This is a genomic window from Micromonospora sp. NBC_01699 (assembly GCF_036250065.1).
GTDB lineage: Bacteria > Actinomycetota > Actinomycetes > Mycobacteriales > Micromonosporaceae > Micromonospora_G.
Window position 1 is genome coordinate 2,023,532 of sequence record NZ_CP109199.1, and the last position, 23,021, is coordinate 2,046,552.

The window sequence follows — 23,021 nt, forward strand, 5'->3', positions numbered from 1 at the left end:
CCCGATTTCCTCGGCGATCTTGCAGTTGTGGCGCCCAATTAGTGCTACTAATCCGATTTGTGTACAGCCACAAGTGCAAGATCGCCGCCGTCTTCGGGGGAGGGAGGGGGAGGAGGGGGCTTAGGGGCGGTTGATGGTGAGGGTGGAGACGCCGGCGGTGGCGTCGATGTCGTAGCGGTCGGGGGTGTTCGCCCAGGATGGCGGGGTGATGACGGTGCCGCCGGCCACTCCGGAGCGGCTGACGCCGTCCACGGTGACGGTGCCGGCGCCGCCGCCCGCGCGTACCCGGGCCGGTGCGTCGCCGGTCAGGTGGACCAGGAACTGGCTGGCTCCACCGCTCATCACCACCCGGACGGTGCCGGTCGGGGGCGGCAGGGTCAGCTCGGCGCGGTTGGTGCCGGCGCTGAACTCGACCTCGGCGACCCGGCCACCGGTCAGGTCGACGATTTCCTCGCCGGCACCGCCACCGAGCCGGATTCGCCAGCGGACCGCGTCGCTGAGCAGGACGGTGACGATCGCCGGCCCGCCCCGACCGGTGCCGGCGAGCCCGGCCAGCACGGTGTCCCCGTCGACCTGCACCGACGGCCGCACCCTGGCATCCTCCGCGGTGGAGATCCGGTACAGGTCGGTGCCCAGGTCGGCGGCGCGTACCCGGACCGCGTCGGAGCCGTTGACCAGGTCGAGCGTCGCCTCCCGGCGGTCGTTGCGGGGCCCGCTGGCCACGTGGTCCGCCGGCCGGTCCGGTTCACCCGACACCGCCGGGTACGGCCCGCGGTCGGGACCGTCGTCCGACCAGCGGCCGTCGTGCCAGACACAGCCGGAAACCAGCATGGCGGCCGCGAGCAGGCCACCGGCCGCCCGGCCACCCCGGACCAACGTACGGGTCACCTTCGTCGCCTCCTCGATACGGACGTGTACGCCGCTACTACCCACGGCGGGGCCTGCCGACGCCCGTCACGACGTCGATGGTCTGCCCGGCCGAGGCGCCGAAGGACCAGTAGCGGCGGTGATCGCCGAGCCCGCCGTCGACAGCCCCGGCCCAGCGACGGGACGGGCCGCACCGCAGCGGGGGCGGTACGCCCTTGTCCGCCGTCCATATGCTGGTGCGATGGCTAGCCGTACCGTAATCGTCCTGGCCCTGCTGGTGGTCCTGAGCGTGGCCACCGGGTCGGTCGTGATCCTGCTGCGTCGCCGCAACAGCGGCGGTGGGCCGGACCAGGCGATGCGGGCGGCGCGTCGAGCGATTCGCCAGAGCGCGCGGGACCGTCGCCAGCGCACCCATGGCAGCCTCCGTGGCAAGGGACAGGGCGGGATCGAATCCCAGGCGTTCAGCGAGGCACCGACGAGTGACTCCGGCGGCGGCGCGTACTGAGCCGAAGCGCGGGCTTCCCGGTCAGCGGCGGAAGGCGAGCACTCCGAGCACGCCGACGACCGCGAGGGCGAGCATGGCCAGGCCGAGTCCGCCGAGCAGGCGGGCGACGAACGCGCCGTCCGGGCCGTCCGAGGCTCGTTCCGCCGCTCGGGGGCTCGGCGGGGCGGTGCTTGCGGAGGCGTCCGGTGCCGCCGTCGCGGCGCTCGGGGTGGTCGCCGGAGGGGGTACGGACCCGGCCGCCGGGCGGTAGCTCAGGATCGCCGGTCGGGTGCCGGGTGCCTGGTCGGCGGTTTCGGAGACGGTCAGCAGCGACCGGCCGTCGCGGCTGTACGTGATTGACTCGCCCTGCGGTTCACCGGGCAGCGGCGTGATCCGGGGTACGCCCCGGGTGAGTGCCCCCACCACGTCGCCGTCGGTGACGTCGAACTCGATAGCGTCGGCGTACGTACGCAGCACCACCCGGCTGCCGTCCGGCGCGTTGGCGCCCCCGGTCACCATCAGCCGGCCAAAGGCCGACCACGGGTTGTCGGTGCCGGTACGGGGCAGGTCCACCTCCCCGACCCTGCGCATCGGCACGGTCACACCGGCCCGCAGCGGCCCGTCCGGAACGTACAGCCGGGGTGTTCCCGGGTCCTTGGTCACGACGATCGGCGTGCCGTCGCCGGCGAGCAGCAGCGCCTCGGCGTCGTGCGCACCGTCCGGGTAGGAGAGCCGGTGCAGCACCGGCGACTTCGCACCACTGGCCAGCTTCCAGAGTGCGATGTTCGTACGTACGCGGTCGTTGTCGCCGATGTCGGCGATCCAGATGGTGCCGTCGCGGGCGATCGCCACGTCCTCGGTGTCGCGGGGGCGGCTCGGGTAGGACAGGGTCCTGGTCACCCGGCAGGACCGGTCGAGGAAGAAGACCCGGCGGCGGTTCTCCAGGTCGGAACCGTCGTTGACGACGACGTACCCGTCCTCGGTCGCGACCATGCCGGAGATCTCGACCAGACGCCCGTCGGCGATGACACAGACCTCGGTGCCCTTCGTCGCGGCCGCCACCACCGGTGTCGGCGCCGGTGCCGCGGCCCGCGCCGGCGCAGTCGTGATTCCGGCGAGCGGGGCCGTGGCCGTGATCCCGATCAGTACCGTGACGAGGATCCCGACGCGCAACATCGCGCAAGTCTGGCACCCGTCGCCACCGTCGCGTTCGACCGGGAGGCGGCCGGCTCCGCCCCGCCTTCCGGTCGGGGTCCGTCCGGGCCGGCGAACGCACTCCGACCCGTCCGGACTCACCGACGCCGTCGCCTGAACCGCCTGGCCCGACCGAGGCCGTTCCCGGACCGTCCGGTCAGCGTCGGCGGTGCGCCCGCAGGACGGCGTCCCGGATGGTGATCGTCCGCCCCTCGGGGTCGACGGCCGGGCGCTCGGGTGCCGTGGTGACGATGTCCCAGTCCGCCGGGTCGAGCACCGCCGCGATGTGTTCGGCGGTGAACATGAGGTCGGGCAGGTTGGGACGGCCGATCGAGGTGTCCAGGTCCGACGGGTGGTGACCGACGACGAGCAGGGTCCCGCCGGGACGTACGGCCGCTGCCAGCCGGCGGTGCAGCGGTTCGAGTTCCGCCGGGGGCAGGTGCACGAACTGGGCCTGGACCAGGTCGTACCGCGCCGGTTCGGGCGCCCAGGACAGCAGGTCGGCCCGCTGCCAGGTGATCCGCTCGGCGATCTCGGGACCGGCCTCGGCGGCCCGCTCGGCGGCGCGGGTCAGCGCCACCCCGGAGATGTCGACACCGGTGACCCGCCAGCCCCGGTCGGCCAGCCAGATCGCGTCGGCCCCCTCGCCGCTGCCGACGTCCAACGCGCTCGCCGGCTCCAGGTCGGTGGCGGTGGTGACGAGGTGCGGGTTCGGGTTGCCGCTCCAGATCCGGTCGGCGGAACGGTACCGCTCGTCCCAGAACTCGCGGGTGAACAGCACGGTGTCCGTACCGTTCGGGTGGACCCCGCTTCCGCTTCCGTGGCCGCTTCCGCGGCCGTGGCCGTGGCCGTGGGGGTGTGCCGACCGGGTCTGCCGGTACGCCCTGACCGCCAGCTCGGTCTCCTCCCTGATCAGGTCGGCGTTGATGGCCGCCGCGGCGGTGACCCCACCGGCGGCCGATGTCACCACCTGCGCGCCGACGTCAGTGACGTTGCCGGCCACCCAGACTCCCGGCAGCTCGGTCGCTCCGGTGGCGTCGGCGCTGACGGATTCGCCGATGCCGCGCGGATCCGGGGTGGGGTGCAGACCCAGGGTGGTCAGCACCCGTGCGGTGGCCACGAACCGGGGTGCGACCACCAGCGCCTGCCGGGCGACGACGGTTCCGTCGGCCAGGCGTACGCCGGTGAGCTGGTCGTCGACCCCGTCGAGGGAGTCCACGAGGCCGGGAACCACCCGGATGTCGCGGGCGGCGAGCTGCTCGGCCTGCTCCCCGGTCAGGTCCGGCGCGGTGTGGGTGAACAGGACCAGGTCCGGCGTCCACTGCCGGAACAGCAACGCCTGGTGTACGGCCATCGGCCCGGTGCCGAGGATGCCGATCGCCCGGTCCCGCACCTCCCACCCGTGGCAGTACGGGCAGTGCAGCACGTCCCGCCCCCAGCGCTGCCGTAGACCCGGTACGTCGGGCAGCTCGTCGACCAGGCCGGTCGTCACCAGCAGCCGCCGCGCGGTGACCAGCCGGCCGTCGGCGAGGGTGACCGCGAACCCGTCGGTGGTCGCGCGGGCGTCGGTGGCCTCGCCGGGCAGCAGGATCCCGCCGTAGTGGGCGACCTCCTTGCGTCCGGTTTCGAGCAGTTCGACCGGGCTGATGTTGTCGTGGGCCAGGAATCCGTGCACCCCGGCGGCGGGGGCGTTGCGGGGCGATCCCGCGTCGATCACGATCACCGAGCGGCGGGCCCGGCCCAGCACCACCGCCGCGCTCAGCCCGGCGGCACCGCCACCGATCACCGCGACGTCGTATGTCCGGGTCGAGCGTTCCGTTGGTTCTTGGTTCATGGTGACCACCTCCGCGGCCACTCTGCGGCGGCCCGTGACAGTTCGGCAAACATTCTTGCCGTTGTGGCAATATTGGCCGGTGGACGACGACAACCTGGAGAGCGTGCTCAGCGCGGTCGGACCCCGACTGCGTACGCTGCGCCGGCAACGGGAGATCACGCTGGCCGGCCTGTCCGAGTCGACCGGCATCTCGGTTTCCACCCTGTCCCGGCTGGAGTCCGGTCAGCGCCGGCCCACCCTGGAACTACTCCTGCCCCTGGCCCGCTCGTACGGGGTGCCGATCGACGAGCTCGTCGGGGCCCCGCCGACCGGTGACCCCCGGGTGCACCTGCGCCCGGTCACCTTCAACGGCATGACCATGGTGCCGCTGACCCGCCGGGCCGGCGGCCTTCAGGCGTACAAGATGCTCATTCCGGCCGAGCGGCCCACGACGGTGCCGGAACCCAAGACGCACGAGGGCTACGAGTGGATCTATGTCCTCAGCGGTCGTCTCCGACTGGTCCTCGGCGACCGGGACCTCGTGCTCACCTCGGGCGAGGCGGCCGAGTTCGACACCCGCGTGCCGCACTGGTTCGCCAGCGCCGACCCGACACCCGTCGAGGTGCTCAGCCTCTTCGGCCGCCAGGGTGAACGCGCGCACCTACGCGCGAGAACCATGCCCTGACGGCTCCTTCGCCGGAGCCGTGCCATCCGCCGTCTCGGCGGGCGGCACCGCCGGACGTCGCGTCACGATCCGGATCAGCAGCGCGACGATCACCACGAACCAGGCGATCGCCAGGCCGTCGTAACCCAGGGCGGCGGCGATCACCCCGGCGAGCAGGGCACCCAGCGCGGCGGCGAGTTGGACGAGGAAGTCGGCGGCACCCTGCGCCATCGTCCGGAGCTGCCCCTGGGCGGCGGAGGTGACCAGTACGGAGCCGGCAAGGTATCCGGCGGACCAGCCGGCGCCGAGCAGCGCCAGCCCGAGGCCGACCAGGACGGTGTGGCCCTCGGGCGACATGGCGAGCACCACCGCGGCCATGGCCATCACGCCGAGACTCGTCACCAGCAGCGGGTACGGTCCGATCCGGTCGGACAGGTAGCCCACCAGGGGACCGGGCAGGTACATCGATGCGGTGTGGACGCCGATCACGAGGCCGATGGAGGTGAGTGTGGCGGCGCCGTGGCTCAGGTGGATCGGCGCCATGTTCATCAGCGCGATCATGGCGGTGTGGACGGTCACCACCACGGCGATGCCCTGCCGGATCAGCGGACTGCGCAGGCTCGCCGTCAGCGCAACCCGGGTGTTCGGGCGCTCGCGTACCTGCTCGCGGCCCATCGAGCGGGCCAGCAGCAACGGATCGGGGCGCAGCGTCACCAGTACCAGCAGACCGGCCACGGCGAGGCCCACGGCCACCGCCGCGAACGGCGCGGTGAACTCCGCGAGCCGTCCGGCACCGAGCTGTTCGACCCCACCGGCCAGCGGCGGGCCGACCACGGACCCGGCGATCGAACTCCACGACAGGATGCCCATCGACCGGCCGATCCGGTCGTTGTCGGCGAGGTCGGTCACGGCGAACCGGGCCTGGAATCCGGCCGAGAGCGCCGCGCCGACACCGACCGCGCCGACGAGCAGCAGCGGATAGCTCGCCACCGACGCGCTGACCACCACCAGCGCGGCGCCGCCCGCACCGGTCAGGTAGCCGGTGGAGATCCCGGCGCGGCGGCCCCGTTTCGTCGACAGCGCGGCCAGCGGCAGGCTGAACAGCACCCCACCGCAGAGGATCAGGGCCTGTGCGAAGCCGGCCTCCCGGGTCGACCCGGTCATGTCCTCGGCGATCAGCGAGACGATCGGCCCGGTCATCGCGAAGACCAGGGCGAAAACCGCCTGTACCAGCAGCATCGACCCGACGACGCGACGTTGGATGCGGCGTAGCGCCGCGTCGTCAGGCAGGGGGTGCTGGACCGGGGTGCCGGCGGCCTGGCTGGTCACGGTGCTCTCCTGGCGGGAGGTAGGGCACCGCGGACGCCGGTGCCTATGCGGCTGGTGTCGGTGGGACAGGTTCCGACAGGGTACGGCGACCGACCTCGTCCGGGGCGTCAGCGACCGGAAGCCCGTCCGTGCGTCGGGCCGGCACACCTGCCGCCAGGACGTAGACGGCGGTCTCGTCGGCGCCGTCGATCCCGAGGGCAGCCTCCAGCTCGGAGTCGCGGAAGGCGTCGGTCTGGCATGGTCCGAGACCCACCGCCGTCACGCAGAGTGCAAATGTCTGGGCGAGATGGCCGGTGTCGAGCAGGACCGTACGGAGCATCCGGGCACTGCGGTACTTGAACATGGCCCGTTGCAGGTTAATGGTCAGGAAACAAACAAAGCCAGCGGTCGTAATCATTTTCTGGTCGAAGCTGATGCGTCCGAGTTGCACCGTGTCGAAGTCGTACGAGACGACCTCCAGGCTATGGTCCGACGGCGAGTAACGGTAGAGGCCCGGCGGTATCGACTCGACATTGCGGACCGCGACGTAACATTCGCTCTCGTGCCGGGCGCCGCCGGACGGACTGGTCCGCAGCATCAGCATGCCGAGCACACCGGCGTCGAAGAAGTGCATCGGCGCGAACGTATGGTGCAGCACCGTGGAGAAGCTGCGCAGCGGTACGGCGTCCTCGGTGAAATAGCGGTGCGTACGCCGCGACATGAGTACGTCGCCGAAGTCCCGGTCCAACGGCAGGAACGACCGGGTGAGCATGATCCGTTCCGCGTCGGCGTTGCGGCTGAACATCTCCGGAGCGGGTCCGCTGGCCCTGATCGCGCCGAACACCGCGGCGCGGTTGGCGGCGATCTCGGGGTCGGCGCTCGCGCCCTCGGTGCTGATGTACGCCGTATCCTTGGTGTCAAAGTGGAAGAACCGGGCGGACTGACCCCACGGCTCCCACCGATCGAGGACCCGGTCCTCCTCCTCGGCCTCCTGCCGGGTGCGAAGCAGTCCGGCCTCGGTCAGGTCGGTGACCGCTTCCAGCACCGAGGCCGGGTCGTAGCCGTCGAAGCGGGCGCTGACCTGCTCCGGATCCGTCCAGTCGTCAAACTGGCTGAGGATGTCCAGGGCGGTCCCGTCGACCGCGACGCCGTTCTTCTCGCCGTTCTCCGACGTTCGGTCCAGGTAGTCGTCGAGCACCATCTCGCCGTTTACCCAGTACGCCACCAGGGAACGCGCCCGCCTCAGTTCCATTGCCATCTCCTCTTTCCGGAACACCAGAACGCCAGAGAAGGGGGACGGTGCTAGCCGTCCCCCTTCTCTGGCGGAGTCCAGGTGAATCCCGATCTAGCGGAAAGGGTGAGCAGTCCGTAGGACGGGATGCCCGGACGATCCGATCTTGTCCACCGGATGCGACCGGCGAGACGAGTTGGATCAGGTGGCCTTGCACACCAGCATCTTCTTCTCCGCCACAACCGTCTTGCGGACCTTCACGGAAACCTTCTTCATGTTCGTCACCTCCTCGTCATCGGTTGTGAACATCCTTGACGTTTACGTTCCGTGACCGCAACTTCAATATTGCTCTGCTTGAAAAGCGCACGGGCACCCCCGCCGTGACCTCGGAGTCTGTTCGTCAACGGATCTGCGGAGCTGACCGGTCGCTCAATTCGGCTGGAATTCATCGTCCCAACTTCGCTGGGAACGACACTGTGTGTCCACTTTGGTCACCACATGTCAGTTGAAATCGTGGCGACATGGCCAGATTGAAGAGAACTTCGCTCGTACTCGGAGAAGTTGTTGTTCGACGGCGGCGACGGTGAGATGCTCAACGGCATCCCCGAGTAGCCGCCCCCGCCCGATCGGGTGCGGCCCGCGCGAAGGACCGGAGGATCGCCGGAAAAAAATCTGTTGGCGGTGTCGAAAGTGGGTCGTCCCGTTCGAGTTACCGGGTGAGGGGCCGGCACAGCGGCCCACGAACCCGAAGGGGTGCCCGACGATGTCCCAGTCGAACCCGACCGCCGCGGCCGACCCACCGGTCCGCGAACCGGCCACCACACCGCCGGCCACCGCATCGCCGGGCGAACCGGCCACCGCATCGCCGGGTGGGGCGGCCGCCGCTGGGCGTGGGCCGACCGGCACGTTGCTGGCCGCCGGGGTCGCCGCCGGCCCGGTGTACGTCCTGGTGTCGGTGGCCCAGATGCTGACCCGGGACGGCTTCGACCCGACCCGGCACGCCTGGAGCCTGCTCGCCAACGGCGGGGCGGGATGGATCCAGGCCACCAACCTGATCGTGACCGGCCTGCTGGTCGTCGCCGGGGCGGTCGGGCTGCGGCGTACGCTCGATCCCGGCCGGGCGAGCACCTGGGCACCCCGGCTGCTCGGTGTCTACGGGCTGGGTCTGGTCGGCGGCGGGATCTTCCGGGCCGACCCGGCGCAGGGCTTCCCACCGGGCACACCCGAGCAGGGGACCGGCACCAGTTGGCACGGGTTGCTCCACTTCGGCCTGGGCGGTGTCGGCTTCGTCGCCCTGGTCGCGGCGTGTCTCGTGCTGGCCCGCCGGTTCGCCGCCGACGGCCGGCCGGGGTGGGCGATATTCTCGCGCCTGACCGGGGCCGTGTTCCTCGCCGGCTTCGTCGCCGTGGCCACCGGTGCCGGCAGTGCCTGGGCGACGCTGTCGTTCACCGCGTCGATCGTGCTGGCCTGGGCCTGGCTCTCGTTGATGTCGGCGTACCACCGGGCACCGGTGTCGGCGTCCCGTCAGGCGCCGATGGCGGCGTCCCGTCCCGGCAGCTCCCGCTGACCCGGACCGACAACCACAGACCCGTACGACGACGAGGAGTTCGACCATGCGATACCTGGCACTGTTGCGGGCCAAGCAACCGGGCACGCCCGTACCACCCGAGTTGATGGCCGCGATCGCCAAGCTCGGCGACGAGGCGACCAACTCCGGCAGCCTGCTCGACACCGGCGGCCTGGCCCCGAGCGCGGCCGGCGCCCGGGTCACCGTCACCGGCGGGGACCTGACCGTGACCGACGGCCCGTTCGCCGAGGCGAAGGAGGTCATCAGCTACGCGCTCTACGAGGTGCGGGCAAGGGAGGAGGTGGTCGAGTGGACGTCCAGGTTCATGCGGGCGCACCGGGACCTCTGGCCGGGCTGGGAGGGCGACGCCGACATCCTGAAGGTGTACGGACCCGAGGACTTCGCGCCCCCGGCGTGACCCGTCCGGTGGTTGGATCGGTGGTCGTGACGGCCACCGATCCAGCACCGGACGACGATCCCGGACGGGCCGCCCGACGCGCGGTGGAGGCGGTCTGGCGGATCGAGTCCGCCCGGTTGATCGCCCGGATCGCCCGGCTGGTCCGCGACGTCGGGCTGGCCGAGGAGATCGCCCAGGACACCCTGGTCGCCGCGCTGGTGCGGTGGCCGGCGAGCGGCGTACCCGATGATCCCGGGTCGTGGCTGCTGGCGGCCGCGCGACATCGCGCGGTCGACCTGCTGCGCCGCCGGCAGCGGTACGCGACCAAGCTGCGCCTGCTCGGCCGCGACGTCGAGATCCGACAGGAGTACGCCGAGGCGGACCTCGACGACGCCCTGGACGACCACATCGGCGACGACCTGCTCCGGCTGATCTTCACCGCCGCGCATCCGGTCCTGCCGGTGCCGGCGCGGGTGGCGCTGACCCTGCGGATGGTGGGCGGCCTGACCACGGGCGAGATCGCGCGGGCCTTCCTTGTTCCGGAGGCGACCGTGGCCCAGCGCATCGTCCGGGCCAAACGCGCGCTCGCCGCCGCTTCGGTCCGGTTCGAACTGCCCACCCCGGCGGAACTGGTCGACCGGCTCGCCTCGGTGCTGGAGATCATCTACCTGATCTTCAACGAGGGGTACGCCGCGACCGGCGGCCCGGACTGGTCCCGGCCCGAGCTGTGCCGCGAGGCGCTGCGGCTCGGTCGTACGCTGGCCGGTCTGCTGCCCGACGAACCCGAGGTGCACGGCCTGGCCGCCCTGATGGAGCTGCAAGCCTCCCGGCTCGGTGCCCGGACCGACCCGGACGGTCAGCCGGTGCTCCTGCCCGACCAGGACCGGGGCCGCTGGGACCGGCTGCTGATCCGCCGTGGGCTGGCCGCCCTCGACCGCGCCGAGACCCTCGGCGGTGGCCTCTACACCTTGCAGGCCGCGATCGCCGCCTGCCATGCCCGTGCCGCCCGCGCGGAGCAGACCGACTGGCCCCGGATCGCGGCCCTCTACGAGGTGCTCGCCCACCTCCAGCCGTCCCCGGTGATCCTGCTGAACCGGGCCGTCGCGGTCGGCCTGGCCGACGACCCCGTACGCGGACTCGCGCTCGCCGACGCCCTGGCCGACGTACGGGCCCTGCGCGACTACCCACAGCTCCCGGCCGTACGCGGGGAACTGCTGGCCCGGCTCGGACGGGCGGACGAGGCGCGGGCGCAGTTCGTCCGGGCCGCCGAACTCACCCGTAACGCCGGAGAGCGGACCCTGTTCCACCGCCGCGCGGACGACCTGCGCCGACCACCGGTACCGCCCGGCTAGTCGAGCAGGCGGGCGGCTACTCGGGCCGGCGGGCGGCTACTCGGGCCGGCGGGCTGGTCGGGGCCGGCGGGCGGTTAGTCGGGGAGGCGGGCGTCGGAGAGCTTGGCCAGGATCTCCTCGACGGTCTCGTCCGGTGTCTGGTCGGAGTTGTCCAGCCACAGGCCGAGCCGTGGCGTGTCCCGACGCAGGGCCTGGTCCAGCATCTCGACGGCCCGGTCGCCGTGGCCGCGTCCGCCCCCGGCGCTCTCGCAGGCGTGCACCACCTCCGGCCTCGGCGCGAGGACGACGAGATGTCGGGGGCGGGTGGCCAGCAGGTCGACGTACTCGGCCAGTTCGGGACCGAGGACGACGTCCTGCACCACCGGGGCAAAGCCCGCCTCGGCGTACGTGTCGGCGACGGTGGTGGTGAGCCGGTAGCGCAACCAGAGCCGCGCGGTCGCCTCGGTGGTCCGATCCGGCGTCGGTTCCCCGGGGTTGGAGACCACCATCCGCCGGAACACGTCGCCACGGACGTGGGCCGCGCGGGGGAGCCGTACCGCCAGGCGGTGCGCCACGGTCGACATGCCGGCGGCCATCACCCCGGTGACGACGATGACGCCGGGGGTCGGGTCGGGCATCCAGCCTCCTCCGGTAGCGGGGTCGCACGCCCCACGGACCACGCCTGTCGATCGGACCGGCGCCACCGGTGACCAGGCCCGGTGCGAGTTTCCCGAGCCGTTCGCGGTGATCCGGTCCGGGTAGCTCCAGCCGTTGGTGGTCCGTCGAGTCTCACCGCCGGGGTCGGGCCGCGGCCATCGTGGTCGACACCATTCGGACTGCCCCGAATTGCTTGCCGCCGGACTCCGACGGTGACCCTCGCCGCCTCCCGTCGCCGATCCCGTCGCCACCCGTCGCCGATCCCGCCGGGTTCCGCCGCCGATCCCCGCCGGGTTCGGCTGCCGATGCCGAGCAGGGTGAAACCGTTGACCCAGCAGGGATTCGGGGGCTATCGGCGGTCGTGCGGCATCGGCGACGGCGGACCTCACGGACCGGGGTGGGCGGTTTGTGCGGGTCGCGACCGCGACCCGCCGGGGGCGTACGCACGGTCGGGTGACGTCCCCGCCGAGCCGCCTCGGCCGGCCCTTACCGCTGGCTACGTTGCGCGGGTGAACCAGAACCGAACGCGGACCGGCCGGAACCGACGACGTACCCCCATCGTGATGCTCGTCGGCCTGCTCTGCGGTCGGCTGGCCGTGCTCGCGGTGACCACCATGATGGTGCTCGTCGGGATGCCGGCACCCGCGCACGCCGGCCGCCCCGACACCGGGCCCGTCGACGGTCGTGACCCGGCGCCGGCCCAGGATGTCGACCCGGCGCCGGCCCAGCATGTCGACCCGGCGCTGCCGAGGGTCGAGTTGGCCTGGCTCGCCACCGAGAACGCCATCTTCGCGGTCGACGCGGCCGAACGCATCGTCCGGTACCGGGGCTGCGACGGCGACTCCGGTCGGGTACTGGACCGGGACATGGTGGTGACCGACGGGGTCGCCACCGGGCGGGTGACGGTCGGCAGCACCACGTACGTCTACCGGGTGCCGATGCGCGGGCGTACGCACGGGGCGGTCGAGATCCACCGCCCCGACCTGGAGCCCGTGGTGTTGACCGGTGAGGTGGTGACCAATCCGCAGCCGCCGGTCGACCGGGAGCGGGGTGCGAAGCTGTTACCGCTGACCGAGCGGTTGCGGGAGATCGTCGCCGCCTCGCCCAACCCGACCGGTGTCGCCGTCCGCGACCTGTCCGGCCGGTACGGCGACCAGCAGGTCGAGGTGAACGGGACGTTCCGCCCCAAGGCGGCGAGCGTCATCAAGCTGTGGGTCCTCGCCGAATTGCTGCGTGAGGTCGACTGCGGCTGGCAGTCGTTGTCCGACGGGGTGCTGGTCCGGCCGCAGGATGTGGTCGGTGGCACCGGTGAGTTGCAGCACGAGACGTTCCCGCAGGTGGTGACGTTGTACCGGCTCGCCCGATACATGATCATCTACAGCGACAACACGGCGACGAACGTACTGATCAACCAGCTCAACGGGTTCGTCCGGGTGAATGCGCTGATCGACACGATGCTGCTGAAGCAGACCGCGCTGAACCGGAAGATGCTCGACACCGCCGCCGCCGCGCGGGGCGAGGAGAACTACCTCACCGCCGACGACGTGGTGTCCCTGCTCGGCGCGGTCTGGGACGGCAACCTCCTCTCGCCGGTGTCCCGAGCGCTGATGATCTCGTTCATGCTGGAGCAGACGATCAACACGAAGATCCCGGCCGCGTTGCCGCCGGGCGTACCGGTGGCGCACAAGACCGGCGAGCTGCCGGACGCCTCGCACGACGTCGGCTACCTGCTGATCCCGCACTCGGAGGTCGCGGTCGCCTTCGTCACCTCCGGCCCGGAGGCCACCGGCGCCGAGACCGTACGCCAACTGGCCCGAGCCGTGTACGACTACCTCGTCCCCACCGCCGTAACCGGCCTCGGCCCCGCCCCGACCACCGAGAAGTAGCGGTCGACTCCCGGGCGTTTGTCCCGCCGGTCGGGCCGATCGCCCGGGTCGGCGGGACATCGGCCGCGCGACGATGGGGTTCCGGGCGTTCGGTAAGGATGCTCGGACCTCACCGACGATCCCGGGTGGACACCGGGTCACCTACGCTCCGGCGGACCGCTCGCGAGCCGTACCGGTGATCGTCGGTCCACCCGAGACCATCGAACCGAGGAGGCATGATGACCGACGTCACCGCCGACACCGACCGGCGGATCCTGCTGATCGCCGCCGACAACACCTTCGCCCACCTCTACGGCGACATCGCGGCGGTGCTGGCCGAGCCCGAGCAGGGCGACCGGTTCGGCGGCGCGGTGGAGTTCTTCCACACCGACGGCCAGCGCCTGGCCCCGTTCTTCGGGACGGACTGGCGGATGGCGGACCTGCAACCCAGCGCCGAGCCGGCCGACCCGGACGAGCTCTGCCGGCGGCTGGAGGCGGTCTTCGATCACCTGGAGCGGTACCTCAAGGACCACCCCGAACTCACCGACCGGTTCCGCACGACCGCCGAGAAGCTGCTCGCCGACGTGCCCCGCTCCGGTGGCACGTTGCAGGAGGCGATTCACGCGCTGCCGTGGCACATGCACGGCAACAGCGGCAATTTCCTGCACAACGCCATGCACGCCGCCGGTTGGGCGCACTGACCACCGTCGGCGCACCGGGAGGCCCGCCATGATGTCGACCGCAGCGTCCATGATCAACCGTCGTCGCGTGCTCGCCGCCGCGGCGCTGGTGGTCGCCGTACTCGTGCTGGTGGGGCAGTGGTACCGGCCGGCTCCGGGCGGCCCGACCGCGATGACCGCGGTGATCGCCGCGTCGTTCACCGGGTTGGGCGGGCTGGTGCTGGCCGGCGTACCCGGTCACCGGGTCGGGCGGCTGATGCTCGCGGCCGGCCTCACCGCCGCCGTCGCGGTGCTGGCGCTGAGCTGGCTGTCCTGGTTGCCACTGGCCTGGTTGGTCCAGTGGCTGTGGTGGCCGCCGTACGGCCTGATCTTCCTATCCCTGCTGTTCTTCCCGGACGGGAGGCTGCCCGGCCCGCGCTGGCGGGCGGTCGCGGCGGTGATCGTGGCGTCCACCGTGGTCACCGCCGGCGCGCTGGCCGTCGCCGCCCTCGACGACCCCCGCAACCTGCTCCTCTCCGCCGAACCGGCGGCGACCGAGCGGGCCCGGCTGCTGGTACGGATCGCCCTGCTGTCGATCGCCGTGGCCCTGTTCGCGATGGTGGCGGTGCTGGTGTCGCTCGTGCAGCGGTGGCGCCGGTCGGTCGGCGAGGTACGCCAGCAACTCGCCTGCCTGCTCGCCGCCGGGGTGCTGTTCCTGCTCGGGCTGGTGCTCGACGGGATCAACCTGGCCGGCGCCTGGGTGCTGATGGTGATCGCCATCCCGGCCGCGATGACGCTCGCCGTGCTGCGCTACCGCCTCTACGGCCTGGAGCAGGTGATCAACCGTACGCTGGTGTGGCTGGTGATGAGCCTGCTGGTGATCGCGGGTTTCGTGGCCACCGTCGCGCTGCTGCGGGACATCCTGCTGCGCGGTGACACCTCCAACGCCTCGCTGGTCGCGACCGGGCTGATCGCGGCGACCTTCGAACCGTTGCGGCACCGGGTGCAGCGCGGGGTGAACCGGCTGCTCTACGGCGACCGGGACGACCCGTACGCGGTGCTGGCCCGGCTCGGCGACCTGCTGGAGCGGACCGTGCGGCCGGAGGCGGTGCTGCCGTTGCTGACCGGCACCATCGCGCGTTCGTTGCAGGTGCCGTACGTGGCGGTCGAGGTCGACGGTGGCGACGGGCCGAGGCTGCACGCGGAACACGGCCGGGCCACCACCTCGGTCGAGATGTTCGACATGTTCACCCACGGCGAGCGGGTCGGGCGGCTGATCGTGGCCCACCGCCGGTCGGGGAGCCGGTTCACCCCGGTCGAACGGCGGCTGCTCAGCGACGTGGCGCTGCACGCCTCGGTCGCCACCGCGACCGCCCGGCTGATCCGCGACCTGCGCGAGTCGCGGGAACGGTTGGTGATGGCCCGCGAGGAGGAGCGTCGGCGGCTGCGCCGGGACCTGCACGACGGGCTCGGCCCGACCTTTGCCGGCATGTCGATGCAGGTACGCGCGGCCCGGAAGCTGGCCGGCGACCAGGAGCGGCTCGGCCGGGTGCTCGACGGACTCGCCGAGGACCTGCGGATCTGCACCGGCGAGGTGCGGCAACTGGTCGACCAGTTGCGTCCGGCGGCGCTGGACCGGGGGCTGGAGTCGGCACTGCGGGTGGAGTGCGAGCGCTTCGACGGTCCACAGTTGGCGGTCTGGCTCGGCGTCGAGCAGGACCTGCGCGGGCTGCCCGCGGCGGTGGAGGTGGCGGCGTACCGGGTGGTGTCGGAGGCGCTGACGAACGTGGCCCGGCACGCCGGGGCGAGCAGGTGCGAGGTGTCCGTACGCCGGGACCGCCAACTGGTGGTCGAGGTGGTGGACGACGGCATCGGGTTCGCCGGTCCCCGGCCGGGCGGGGTTGGGGTGGAGTCGATGCGCGAACGCGCCGCCGAACTGGGTGGGGACTGCGAGATCACCGAGGTGTCGCCGCACGGCACCCGGGTCCTGATCCGGTTGCCCTGCCCCGAATCCGCACCCACCGAGGCCGGTACGGTTGCCGTACAGCAGGTCGGTTCCGACGAGGTGGTGCGGCCCCGCCCCGGCGGCGATGCCGCCGGGGCGGAACCGGTCGTCCGGTCGCTGGGCGAGTGAGGCGGCGAGAGTGATGTCCGAGCGGGTACGCGTACTGATCGTGGACGACCATCCGGTGGTGCGTCGTGGGTTGCGCACGATGCTTGAGGGAGAGCCCTGGGTCGACGGCGTGGTGGAGGCGGCCTCGTGTGCCGAGGCGGTGGTCGCCGCCGCGACCGAGGGGATCGGCGTGGTCGCGATGGACGTGGCGCTGCCGGACGGCGACGGAGTGGACGCCACCGCCCGGATCGTCCATAGTCGACCCGAGGTGCACGTGCTGATGCTCACCATGGCCGACGACGAGGACGTGGTGAACCGGGCGTTGCGGGCGGGCGCCCGTGGTTACGTGCTGAAGGACACCGATCCGGACACCATCCTGCACGCGCTGCGCACGGTGGCCGGGGGTGGTCTGGTGCTCGGTCCCCGGATCGGTCCGCAGGTGCTGACCACGCTGCGCCGCCAGCCGGTCGAGCTGCCGGCGCCGTTCGACCAGCTCACCCCGAGGGAGCGGGACATCCTGCGCTACCTGGCCGCCGGTGAGGGCAACGCCCGGATCGCCCGCCGGTTCGGGCTGAGCGAGAAGACGATCCGTAACCAGGTCTCGGCGGTGCTCGGCAAGCTGGGCGTCGCCGACCGGGTTCAGGCCGCCCTGCTCGCCCGCGATCTCGGAATCACCGCATAATCCCTGGTCAGAGGCTCACCGGCCGGACCGGCGAGGCCCGGGCCGGATGCGACCGGGCCGGACCGGCGAGGGCCCCGGCCGGATGTGATACATGCTCACAAAAGCCCGTTATCAGCGTTTCACGATTTATGCGGCATACGTCCCTTTGCCTGGTTAGCGTGACATCGGCGTCACGATCCGGCCGCCGTCGCGGCCCAACCGGCAAGGGGTGTTTCACATGTACGGACACGGTAGGGGTCACACGATCGGCGGCGGACTCGCCGCCACCGGGGCAGCGGTCAACTCCTGGCTGATCGCCGGCCTCGGTCTGGTCCTGCTCGGTGTGGCACTGGTGCTCACCACCACCCTCAAGCGCCGGTCGTGACCGGCCGGATCACCCTCGGCACCTGGCTGCGCACCGGCACCGGCATCCTCGCCGGGACAGCCGTGTCGGTACTCATGCTCTGGCGGTGGCACGACGTCGCCAGCGTCGAGGCATGGCTGAACGCCCAACTCGTCGCCGCGTCCGGGCTCGCCGACGCCCGCTCGATCGGCTCGGCGGTGGTGTTCCCGCTGGACCACCGGCTGGTCGGCTTCGGCGTCACCGCCGGCTGCTCGGTCGCCCTGCTGCTCGTACCGCCGCTGGTGATGGCCGCCTTCTTCCTCGGCATCCGCCGGGTCAGCCTGCTGCGGGCGACGGTGTCCAGCGCGCTCGCGATCGTCCTGCTGGTCCTGGTGAACCAGGTCCGGCTGGCGGCGGTGGTCGGCTCGATGCGGATCTGGGGATTCCAGACCGGGTACGAGCGCAGCCACGTACTGATCGGTTCGGCCATCACCACCGGCGGCCTGATCGTGATCGGTGTCCTGTTCGTGGTCGTACTCACCGGGGGTCGACGGCGGGGCGGACCCGCCGGCCGACGACGCCGGGGCGGGTTCACGGGCGGGCGGCGCCGACGGGGGGCGATCCGTGCCGCTTGACGTCAGCCCGTTCGAGCTGCTGAACACCGCCGCCTTCCTGCTCTGCGTCACCTTCTGCGCGTACGTGATCAGCATCCTGGTGCTCTACCTGCGGGTACCCCGGCTCTCCGGCGGCGACCACCGCGACTACGACTGGCACATCGTCGTACCCTGCCTGAACGAGGCCGCGGTGATCGACGGAACGATCCGTCGGCTGCTGCGGGACTTCCCGCGCGCCACCATCTGGTGCGTCGACGACAACTCCGACGACGGCACCGCCGAGCTGGTCGCCGAGGTCGTCACCGGCCTCGGCACCGACCCGCGGCTGCGCCTGATCCGGCGGGTCGCCCCGGACGCGCGACAGGGCAAGGGCGCCGCGCTCAACGCCGCCTGGCGGGCCATCGACCGGGACCTACCGGCGTACGCCGACCGCAGCCGGGTCATCGTCGGGGTGCTGGACGCGGACAGCCAACTGCACGCCCGCTGCCTGTCCGCCCTCACCGGAGCCCGCTACTTCGGCACCGACGACGTGGCCGCCGTACAGATCGAGGTACGCATGCTCCAGTGCGCACCAAGCTGGGACAACCAGCGGTCGCTCGGGCGACGAGCCCGGCTGCTGGTACGCCTCCAGGACATGGAGTTCCGGGGCCCGATCGCCGCGATGCAGGAGTTGCGGCGGCGTACCGGCAGCGTTGGGATGGGCGGCAACGGCCAGTTCACCCGGATGTCGATGCTCGACCGGATCGCCGTACGGCACGGCACGCCCTGGCACGGTGCCCTGCTGGAGGACTTCGAACTCGGGCTGCACGTGCTGCTCAACGGTGGCCGCACCGAATACTGCCCGGAGACCTGGGTGGCCCAGGAGGCGCTCACCGGGATCCGCCCGCTGATCCGCCAGCGCACCCGCTGGGCGCAGGGCTCGATGCAGTGCGTCCGGTACGCCCCGGCGGTGCTGCGGTCGCGCCGGATCAAGAACGCCGGCGCGCTGGAGATCGTCTACTTCCTCGCCGCACCCTGGACCCAGCTCTTCGGGACCATCGTCTACCTGGGCTGCCTGAGCGTGCTCGGCTACTACGTCGCCCAGGCGGCCAACGGGGTGCAGGGCTGGTGGAGCGGGGGCGGCTGGGGTGTGGTCCCGCTGGTCCTGGTCTTCGGCATCGCCCCGTTCACGGTCTGGGGGCTGGCGTATCGGTCCCGCTGCGAGCCGGGCCTGCGACTGACCACCGCCCTCGGGCTGGGCCTGGCCCACTGGCTCTACAGCTACGTCCAGTCGGTGGCCGTCTGGCTGGCCTTCGTCCGGCTGATCACCTTCCGGACCGAATGGCAGAAGACCGCCCGGTCCGACGACCCGGTCCGGGTGCTCACCCGGCACCGGCAACCCCGCCGCAGGAGCAACCGCCCCAGAACCCGTACCGCAACCAGTAGAAAGCAGTCCGCAGATGCGCAGAACTCGTTCCAGATTCACCCGCTGCACAGTGGCAGCGGCCGGGGGGATCGCCCTGGCCCTGCTGGCGGCCACACCGGCGATGGCGGACACGTCCCAGTCGTCCGGGGCCGCGTTGCAGATCAGCCTCGTCGGGGGCGGCATCGCCAGCTCCGGCAGCGCCAGCGCGAGCAATGACGGCACCACCGAGTCGATCAGCGGCAACCAGAACCCGCCGTTGGCCGTACTCGGCGGACAGACCGTGATCACCGCCGGGGTGCTCAACCAGTACGTCCGGGCCTTCAACGACGGTACGTCGGCGGCGTGTGCGGGGGTGCTCGGCAGCGGAGGGTCGATCTCCATCGGCCCGACCGGCAACTGCATTGTCAACAACGGCGCCGAGGTGGACCTCGTCCTCGGTGCCAACGGCCTCGCCACGATCAACCTGCGGGCCGACGCCCTCTACGCGAGCTGCAACGCGACCAGCAGCCCATCGGCGACCGGTACGGCGAGCCTGGTCAACGCCCGGATCACCTCGACCATCCTCGGTATCGAGACGACCCTGCTGAACCTGCCCGTCAACCCGGCGCCGAACACCGGCCTGAGCATTCCGGGTGTGCTGGACATCCTGCTGAACTCCCAGTCCAGCAACGCGCCGGGACAGCTCGAAGTCAGCGCGCTCGACATCACCGCCCTCGGCGGCGCGCTCGCCTCGGTCCAGGTCGGTGACGTGACCTGCGGGGCGAACGCGGTGGCGCCGCCCATTCCCGCCATCCCGCTGGCCGGTGCGCCGGTGGCACTCGGCGTGATCGCGGTCGCCGCGACCGGCGGAATCCTGATCCACCGTCGTCGCCGTCAGGCACTGGAAGGCTGAAGATCGACATGCGCGGTAGCGGTTCGGCCTCGCCCGAGGTCATGATCCTGATCGGCACCCGACCGGAGGGGGTGAAGACCGCCCCACTGGTACGCCAGTTGCGGCTCGACACCCGCTTCACGACAACCGTGGTGGACACCGGGCAACATCCCGACCGGGTCGGGGAGGCGCTGGCACCCTTCGGACTCACCGCCGGGGTGACACTGGAACCCGTACGACAGGCGGGGTCTCTGGCCGAACTCGCTGCCGCGCTGATCACGGCGACCGACGCGGTGCTCGCGGAGCACCGTCCCGCCGCCGTCGTGGTCCAGGGCGACACCCTGACCGCGCTGGTCGGTGGACTGGTCGCCTTCTGGCACCGCATTCCGGTGGTGCACTTGGAGGCCGGTCTGCGTACGCACGACCTGGACCGGCCCTTTCCGGAGGAGGCGAACCGGGCCATGCTGGCCCGGCTCGCCGCCCTCCACCTGGCGCCGACCGCGATCGCGCGCCGGCACCTGCTCGACGAGGGCATCCCGGACGACCGGATAGTCGTCACCGGCAACACCGTGGTCGACGCGCTGCACCACCTGCTCGACCACCGGCTCGCCCAGCCGCCGGACTGGCTCGACCCGACCCGGCGGCTGGTCGTGGCCACCCTGCACCGGCGGGAGAACTGGGGTGGCGGGGTGTTCGGCGTCTGCGCCGGGCTGCGCTTCCTCGCCCGCCGCTTCCCGGACGTGCAGCTGGTCATGGTCACCCATCCGAACCCGACGCTCGGCGCGGAGATCACCGCGCAACTCGGCCGTACGCCCGGCATCCGGCTGACGCCACCGCTGACGTACCCGGAGATGATCGGGCTGCTCAGCGTCGCCGACCTGGTGATCACCGACTCCGGCGGCCTCCAGGAGGAGGCCGGCACCCTGGGCGTACCCGTCCTGGTCACCCGGGACACCACCGAACGTCCCGAGATCCTCGACTCCGGCTTCGGCACCCTGGTCGGCACCGACCCGGAACGCATCGTCGCCGCCGCGACCCGACAACTGACCACACCCCCCACCGCCGACCACTGCTCCCCGTTCGGCGACGGCCAAGCCAGCACCCGCGCCGTCTCCGCCATCGCCGCCCTCCTAACCCTCCCCCCACTCCCCACCCCCACCCACCACACCCCCGTGCTTCGCGGGGCACTCGTGTAGAGAAAGAGTGCCTGTCCAGCGCGGAATAACCACTCTTTCTCTACATGAGTGCGTTCGGTTTGGTTGCGGGGGAGGGAGGGGGTGGGTGGTGCTGTCTGAGGGATCGGTTTACAACGCTCGCGACTATGGGTTGGTTGGCGATGGGGTTGCCAATGATCAGCCGGCGTTGCAGGCCTTGGTTGACCGGCTTGGGGAGGCGTACGCGGATGATGGGCGGGCTCGGGTCATCCACTGCCCGCCGGGCGTCTACTCGATCCGGGATGCCGGCACCCTGTGGCGCAGCGGGGTCTCGTTGGTTGGGGACGGGATGGGTGCGACCACGTTTGTCCTCAGCAACGAGGGCAACCGGGTCGAGCCGGTTCCGCTGGCCTACTTCACCGTCGTGCAGCACGGGGCGAGCCGGGAGAACCACATCGCCGACTGCACGTTCGCCAGGTTCGAGATCGACGGCTCCGGCGTCAAACTGGCCCGCTACGACTACCTCGCCAAGGGCCTCGGCCTCCAGTACGTCATGCGTGGCCGGTTTCGTGACCTGTTCATCCACGACACCGCCGCGACCGGCCTCGGCTGCGACTTCCTCCAGGACACGGTGGTGGAGGGGGTGGTCGCCGCGCGCTGCGGCCGGCTCGACACCGGGCAGCAGATGGGTGGCGCCGGCATCGGCATCGGCATCGGCGGCTGGGGCACGAGCGAACGGCTGACCGTCAGCACCTGCACCGCCGTCGGCAACGGCACCAACGGGATCTTCCTCGAACTGCAACAGCCGAACTGGTCGCCGCCGCGCGGTATCCGGATCACCGCCTGCCACACCGAGGACAACCGGTTCGGCATCTCCGACTGGGGCGCGGACGGCCTGGTCGTCAACGGCTGCACCATGATCGGTAACCACGAGGCCGGTTTCGACGTCTCGGCCCAGGGCACCTGCGGGGTCGCCGGCCGGGGCGGGATCGTCGCCGACTGCATCATCGACGCCAACATCCTCGACGGCCTGAGCATCGGCAACACCCCCGGCCGCTACATCGTGCGCGGCAACCGGATCAGCCGCAACGGCCGCTACGGCTACCGCGAACACAACCTGGCCAGGGACTCGATCCCGGCCCACGAGGTGGTGCTCGACGGCAACGAGATCTGGGAGAACGGCCTGGACGGCGTACGGATCGAGGCGGGCCTGATCGACGGCGCCGTCGTCAACAACCGCATCCGGGACAACGGCCGGCGGCAGGCCGGTGCCGCCAGCGGCTCGGGGGAGCGGGTCAGCTACACCCCTACCGCCGTGTGTGACAGTGGCGCAGACTGGCTGCCGGACGGGCACCGGGGCAAAATGGTCACGGTGGGTAACTGGACCGCGGTGGTCGCGGCCAACACCGCCACCGAGATGTTGCTCGCGCCGGTCCGGCCTGGTGCCACCACGGCCTGGGCCGGGGGTACGCCACCAGCCGGCGCCACCTACCGGCTGCCCGAGGCGCCACCGGTCCGTCCCGGGATCACCCTCGCCGTCGCCACCACCGACCTGACCCTGCGCCACAACCGTGTCTGGAACGCCCAGCAGCACAGGTCACAGACCCACGCCCTCTGGATCACCGCAGACGGCACCCACGGCTCGTCCAATTTCCAGGACAACGACTTCGTCAACAACGCCATCGCCCCCACCCGCCTGGACACCCCCCACCCCACCTAACCCACTCCCACTCCCCGCCCGCCGCCCCACCGCGGTCGCCTCGAACAGAGAATGAGTGGCTATCCGGGTACGGATAGCCACTCATTCTCTACATTAGGGCGAA

At 71.5% G+C, this 23,021-nt stretch carries 21 protein-coding genes and 1 pseudogene; 15 read left to right on the forward strand and 7 right to left on the reverse strand.

Annotation, left to right across the window (positions count from 1 at the left end; translation table 11 throughout):
• Nucleotides 1-120 precede the first annotated feature (120 nt).
• Nucleotides 121-888: a hypothetical protein gene (locus OG792_RS09120; protein ID WP_329108786.1), complete on the reverse strand. Its 768-nt coding sequence runs from the start codon at nt 886-888 to the stop codon at nt 121-123.
• Nucleotides 889-1,108: 220 nt separating this feature from the next.
• Between OG792_RS09120 and OG792_RS09125 the strand changes: the two genes are divergently transcribed.
• Nucleotides 1,109-1,372 (forward strand): hypothetical protein, encoded by a 264-nt coding sequence (locus OG792_RS09125; protein ID WP_329108787.1) that lies wholly within the window; start codon nt 1,109-1,111, stop codon nt 1,370-1,372.
• Between the two features lie 21 nt (nt 1,373-1,393).
• On the opposite strand, the gene OG792_RS09130 is transcribed toward OG792_RS09125, so the two are convergent.
• From OG792_RS09130 to OG792_RS09140, 3 genes and pseudogenes are all read right to left on the reverse strand, one after another.
• Complete coding sequence (locus tag OG792_RS09130) at nt 1,394-2,527, reverse strand: hypothetical protein (protein WP_329108788.1); 1,134 nt, start codon at nt 2,525-2,527, stop codon at nt 1,394-1,396.
• 175 nt (nt 2,528-2,702) lie between these two features.
• Nucleotides 2,703-3,326: a class I SAM-dependent methyltransferase gene (locus OG792_RS09135; RefSeq protein ID WP_329111172.1), complete on the reverse strand. Its 624-nt coding sequence runs from the start codon at nt 3,324-3,326 to the stop codon at nt 2,703-2,705.
• Between the two features lie 81 nt (nt 3,327-3,407).
• A pseudogene (locus OG792_RS09140) lies at nt 3,408-4,379 on the reverse strand (NAD(P)/FAD-dependent oxidoreductase); the annotation flags it as partial.
• Here OG792_RS09140 and OG792_RS09145 point away from each other — a divergent pair.
• Nucleotides 4,378-5,043, forward strand: coding sequence for a helix-turn-helix domain-containing protein (locus OG792_RS09145; protein ID WP_329108789.1), 666 nt, complete (start codon nt 4,378-4,380; stop codon nt 5,041-5,043). The pseudogene OG792_RS09140 and the gene OG792_RS09145 overlap by 2 nt on opposite strands.
• On the opposite strand, the gene OG792_RS09150 is transcribed toward OG792_RS09145, so the two are convergent.
• Both OG792_RS09150 and OG792_RS09155 read right to left on the reverse strand, forming a co-directional pair.
• Complete coding sequence (locus OG792_RS09150) at nt 5,020-6,351, reverse strand: MFS transporter (protein ID WP_329108790.1); 1,332 nt, start codon at nt 6,349-6,351, stop codon at nt 5,020-5,022. The genes OG792_RS09145 and OG792_RS09150 overlap by 24 nt on opposite strands.
• A gap of 43 nt (nt 6,352-6,394) precedes the next feature.
• On the reverse strand, nt 6,395-7,582 hold the full coding sequence (locus tag OG792_RS09155; RefSeq protein WP_329108791.1) for a SagB/ThcOx family dehydrogenase: 1,188 nt from the start codon (nt 7,580-7,582) through the stop codon (nt 6,395-6,397).
• A 742-nt stretch (nt 7,583-8,324) separates the two neighbouring features.
• On the opposite strand from OG792_RS09155, the gene OG792_RS09160 reads away from it, so the two are divergent.
• From OG792_RS09160 to OG792_RS09170, 3 genes are read left to right on the forward strand one after another with little or no spacing between them, the layout of a single operon-like run.
• Nucleotides 8,325-9,128 carry a DUF998 domain-containing protein gene (locus OG792_RS09160; RefSeq protein ID WP_329108792.1) on the forward strand — a complete coding sequence of 268 codons (804 nt, stop codon included), beginning with the start codon at nt 8,325-8,327 and terminating at the stop codon, nt 9,126-9,128.
• Nucleotides 9,129-9,174: 46 nt separating this feature from the next.
• Nucleotides 9,175-9,546 (forward strand): YciI family protein, encoded by a 372-nt coding sequence (locus OG792_RS09165; RefSeq protein ID WP_329108793.1) that lies wholly within the window; start codon nt 9,175-9,177, stop codon nt 9,544-9,546.
• Nucleotides 9,547-9,572: 26 nt separating this feature from the next.
• The gene (locus tag OG792_RS09170) at nt 9,573-10,877 is read left to right on the forward strand and encodes an RNA polymerase sigma factor (protein WP_329108794.1); all 1,305 of its coding nucleotides are present in this window, start codon (nt 9,573-9,575) and stop codon (nt 10,875-10,877) included.
• A 74-nt stretch (nt 10,878-10,951) separates the two neighbouring features.
• Here OG792_RS09170 and OG792_RS09175 read toward each other — a convergent pair whose 3' ends face one another.
• A complete protein-coding gene (locus tag OG792_RS09175) occupies nt 10,952-11,494 on the reverse strand; it encodes an AAA family ATPase (RefSeq protein WP_329108795.1) in 543 nt (180 codons plus the stop codon).
• A 528-nt stretch (nt 11,495-12,022) separates the two neighbouring features.
• Between OG792_RS09175 and OG792_RS09180 the strand changes: the two genes are divergently transcribed.
• The 10 genes from OG792_RS09180 (at nt 12,023) to OG792_RS09225 (ending at nt 22,918) form a co-directional block, all read left to right on the forward strand.
• Nucleotides 12,023-13,399, forward strand: coding sequence for a serine hydrolase (locus OG792_RS09180; RefSeq protein WP_329108796.1), 1,377 nt, complete (start codon nt 12,023-12,025; stop codon nt 13,397-13,399).
• A gap of 218 nt (nt 13,400-13,617) precedes the next feature.
• On the forward strand, nt 13,618-14,079 hold the full coding sequence (locus OG792_RS09185) for a hypothetical protein (RefSeq protein ID WP_329108797.1): 462 nt from the start codon (nt 13,618-13,620) through the stop codon (nt 14,077-14,079).
• Between the two features lie 28 nt (nt 14,080-14,107).
• Entirely contained in the window at nt 14,108-16,171 is a 2,064-nt protein-coding gene (locus OG792_RS09190; protein WP_329108798.1) for an ATP-binding protein, read from the forward strand.
• Nucleotides 16,172-16,184: 13 nt separating this feature from the next.
• A complete protein-coding gene (locus tag OG792_RS09195) occupies nt 16,185-16,832 on the forward strand; it encodes a response regulator transcription factor (protein WP_329111173.1) in 648 nt (215 codons plus the stop codon).
• A gap of 217 nt (nt 16,833-17,049) precedes the next feature.
• The gene (locus OG792_RS09200) at nt 17,050-17,196 is read left to right on the forward strand and encodes a peptidase (RefSeq protein ID WP_329108799.1); all 147 of its coding nucleotides are present in this window, start codon (nt 17,050-17,052) and stop codon (nt 17,194-17,196) included.
• Nucleotides 17,193-17,789 carry a hypothetical protein gene (locus tag OG792_RS09205; protein ID WP_329108800.1) on the forward strand — a complete coding sequence of 199 codons (597 nt, stop codon included), beginning with the start codon at nt 17,193-17,195 and terminating at the stop codon, nt 17,787-17,789. The genes OG792_RS09200 and OG792_RS09205 overlap by 4 nt, the downstream gene beginning before the upstream one ends.
• Entirely contained in the window at nt 17,779-19,389 is a 1,611-nt protein-coding gene (locus OG792_RS09210) for a glycosyltransferase family 2 protein (protein ID WP_329108801.1), read from the forward strand. The genes OG792_RS09205 and OG792_RS09210 overlap by 11 nt, the downstream gene beginning before the upstream one ends.
• The gene (locus OG792_RS09215; protein WP_329108802.1) at nt 19,295-20,065 is read left to right on the forward strand and encodes a choice-of-anchor P family protein; all 771 of its coding nucleotides are present in this window, start codon (nt 19,295-19,297) and stop codon (nt 20,063-20,065) included. Before OG792_RS09210 ends, OG792_RS09215 begins: the two co-directional genes overlap by 95 nt.
• A gap of 8 nt (nt 20,066-20,073) precedes the next feature.
• Entirely contained in the window at nt 20,074-21,240 is a 1,167-nt protein-coding gene (wecB, locus tag OG792_RS09220; RefSeq protein WP_329108803.1) for a non-hydrolyzing UDP-N-acetylglucosamine 2-epimerase, read from the forward strand.
• An 85-nt stretch (nt 21,241-21,325) separates the two neighbouring features.
• Nucleotides 21,326-22,918, forward strand: a complete 1,593-nt coding sequence (locus tag OG792_RS09225; protein WP_442932393.1) for a right-handed parallel beta-helix repeat-containing protein — start codon at nt 21,326-21,328, stop codon at nt 22,916-22,918.
• The last annotated feature ends 103 nt before the right edge of the window (nt 22,919-23,021 follow it).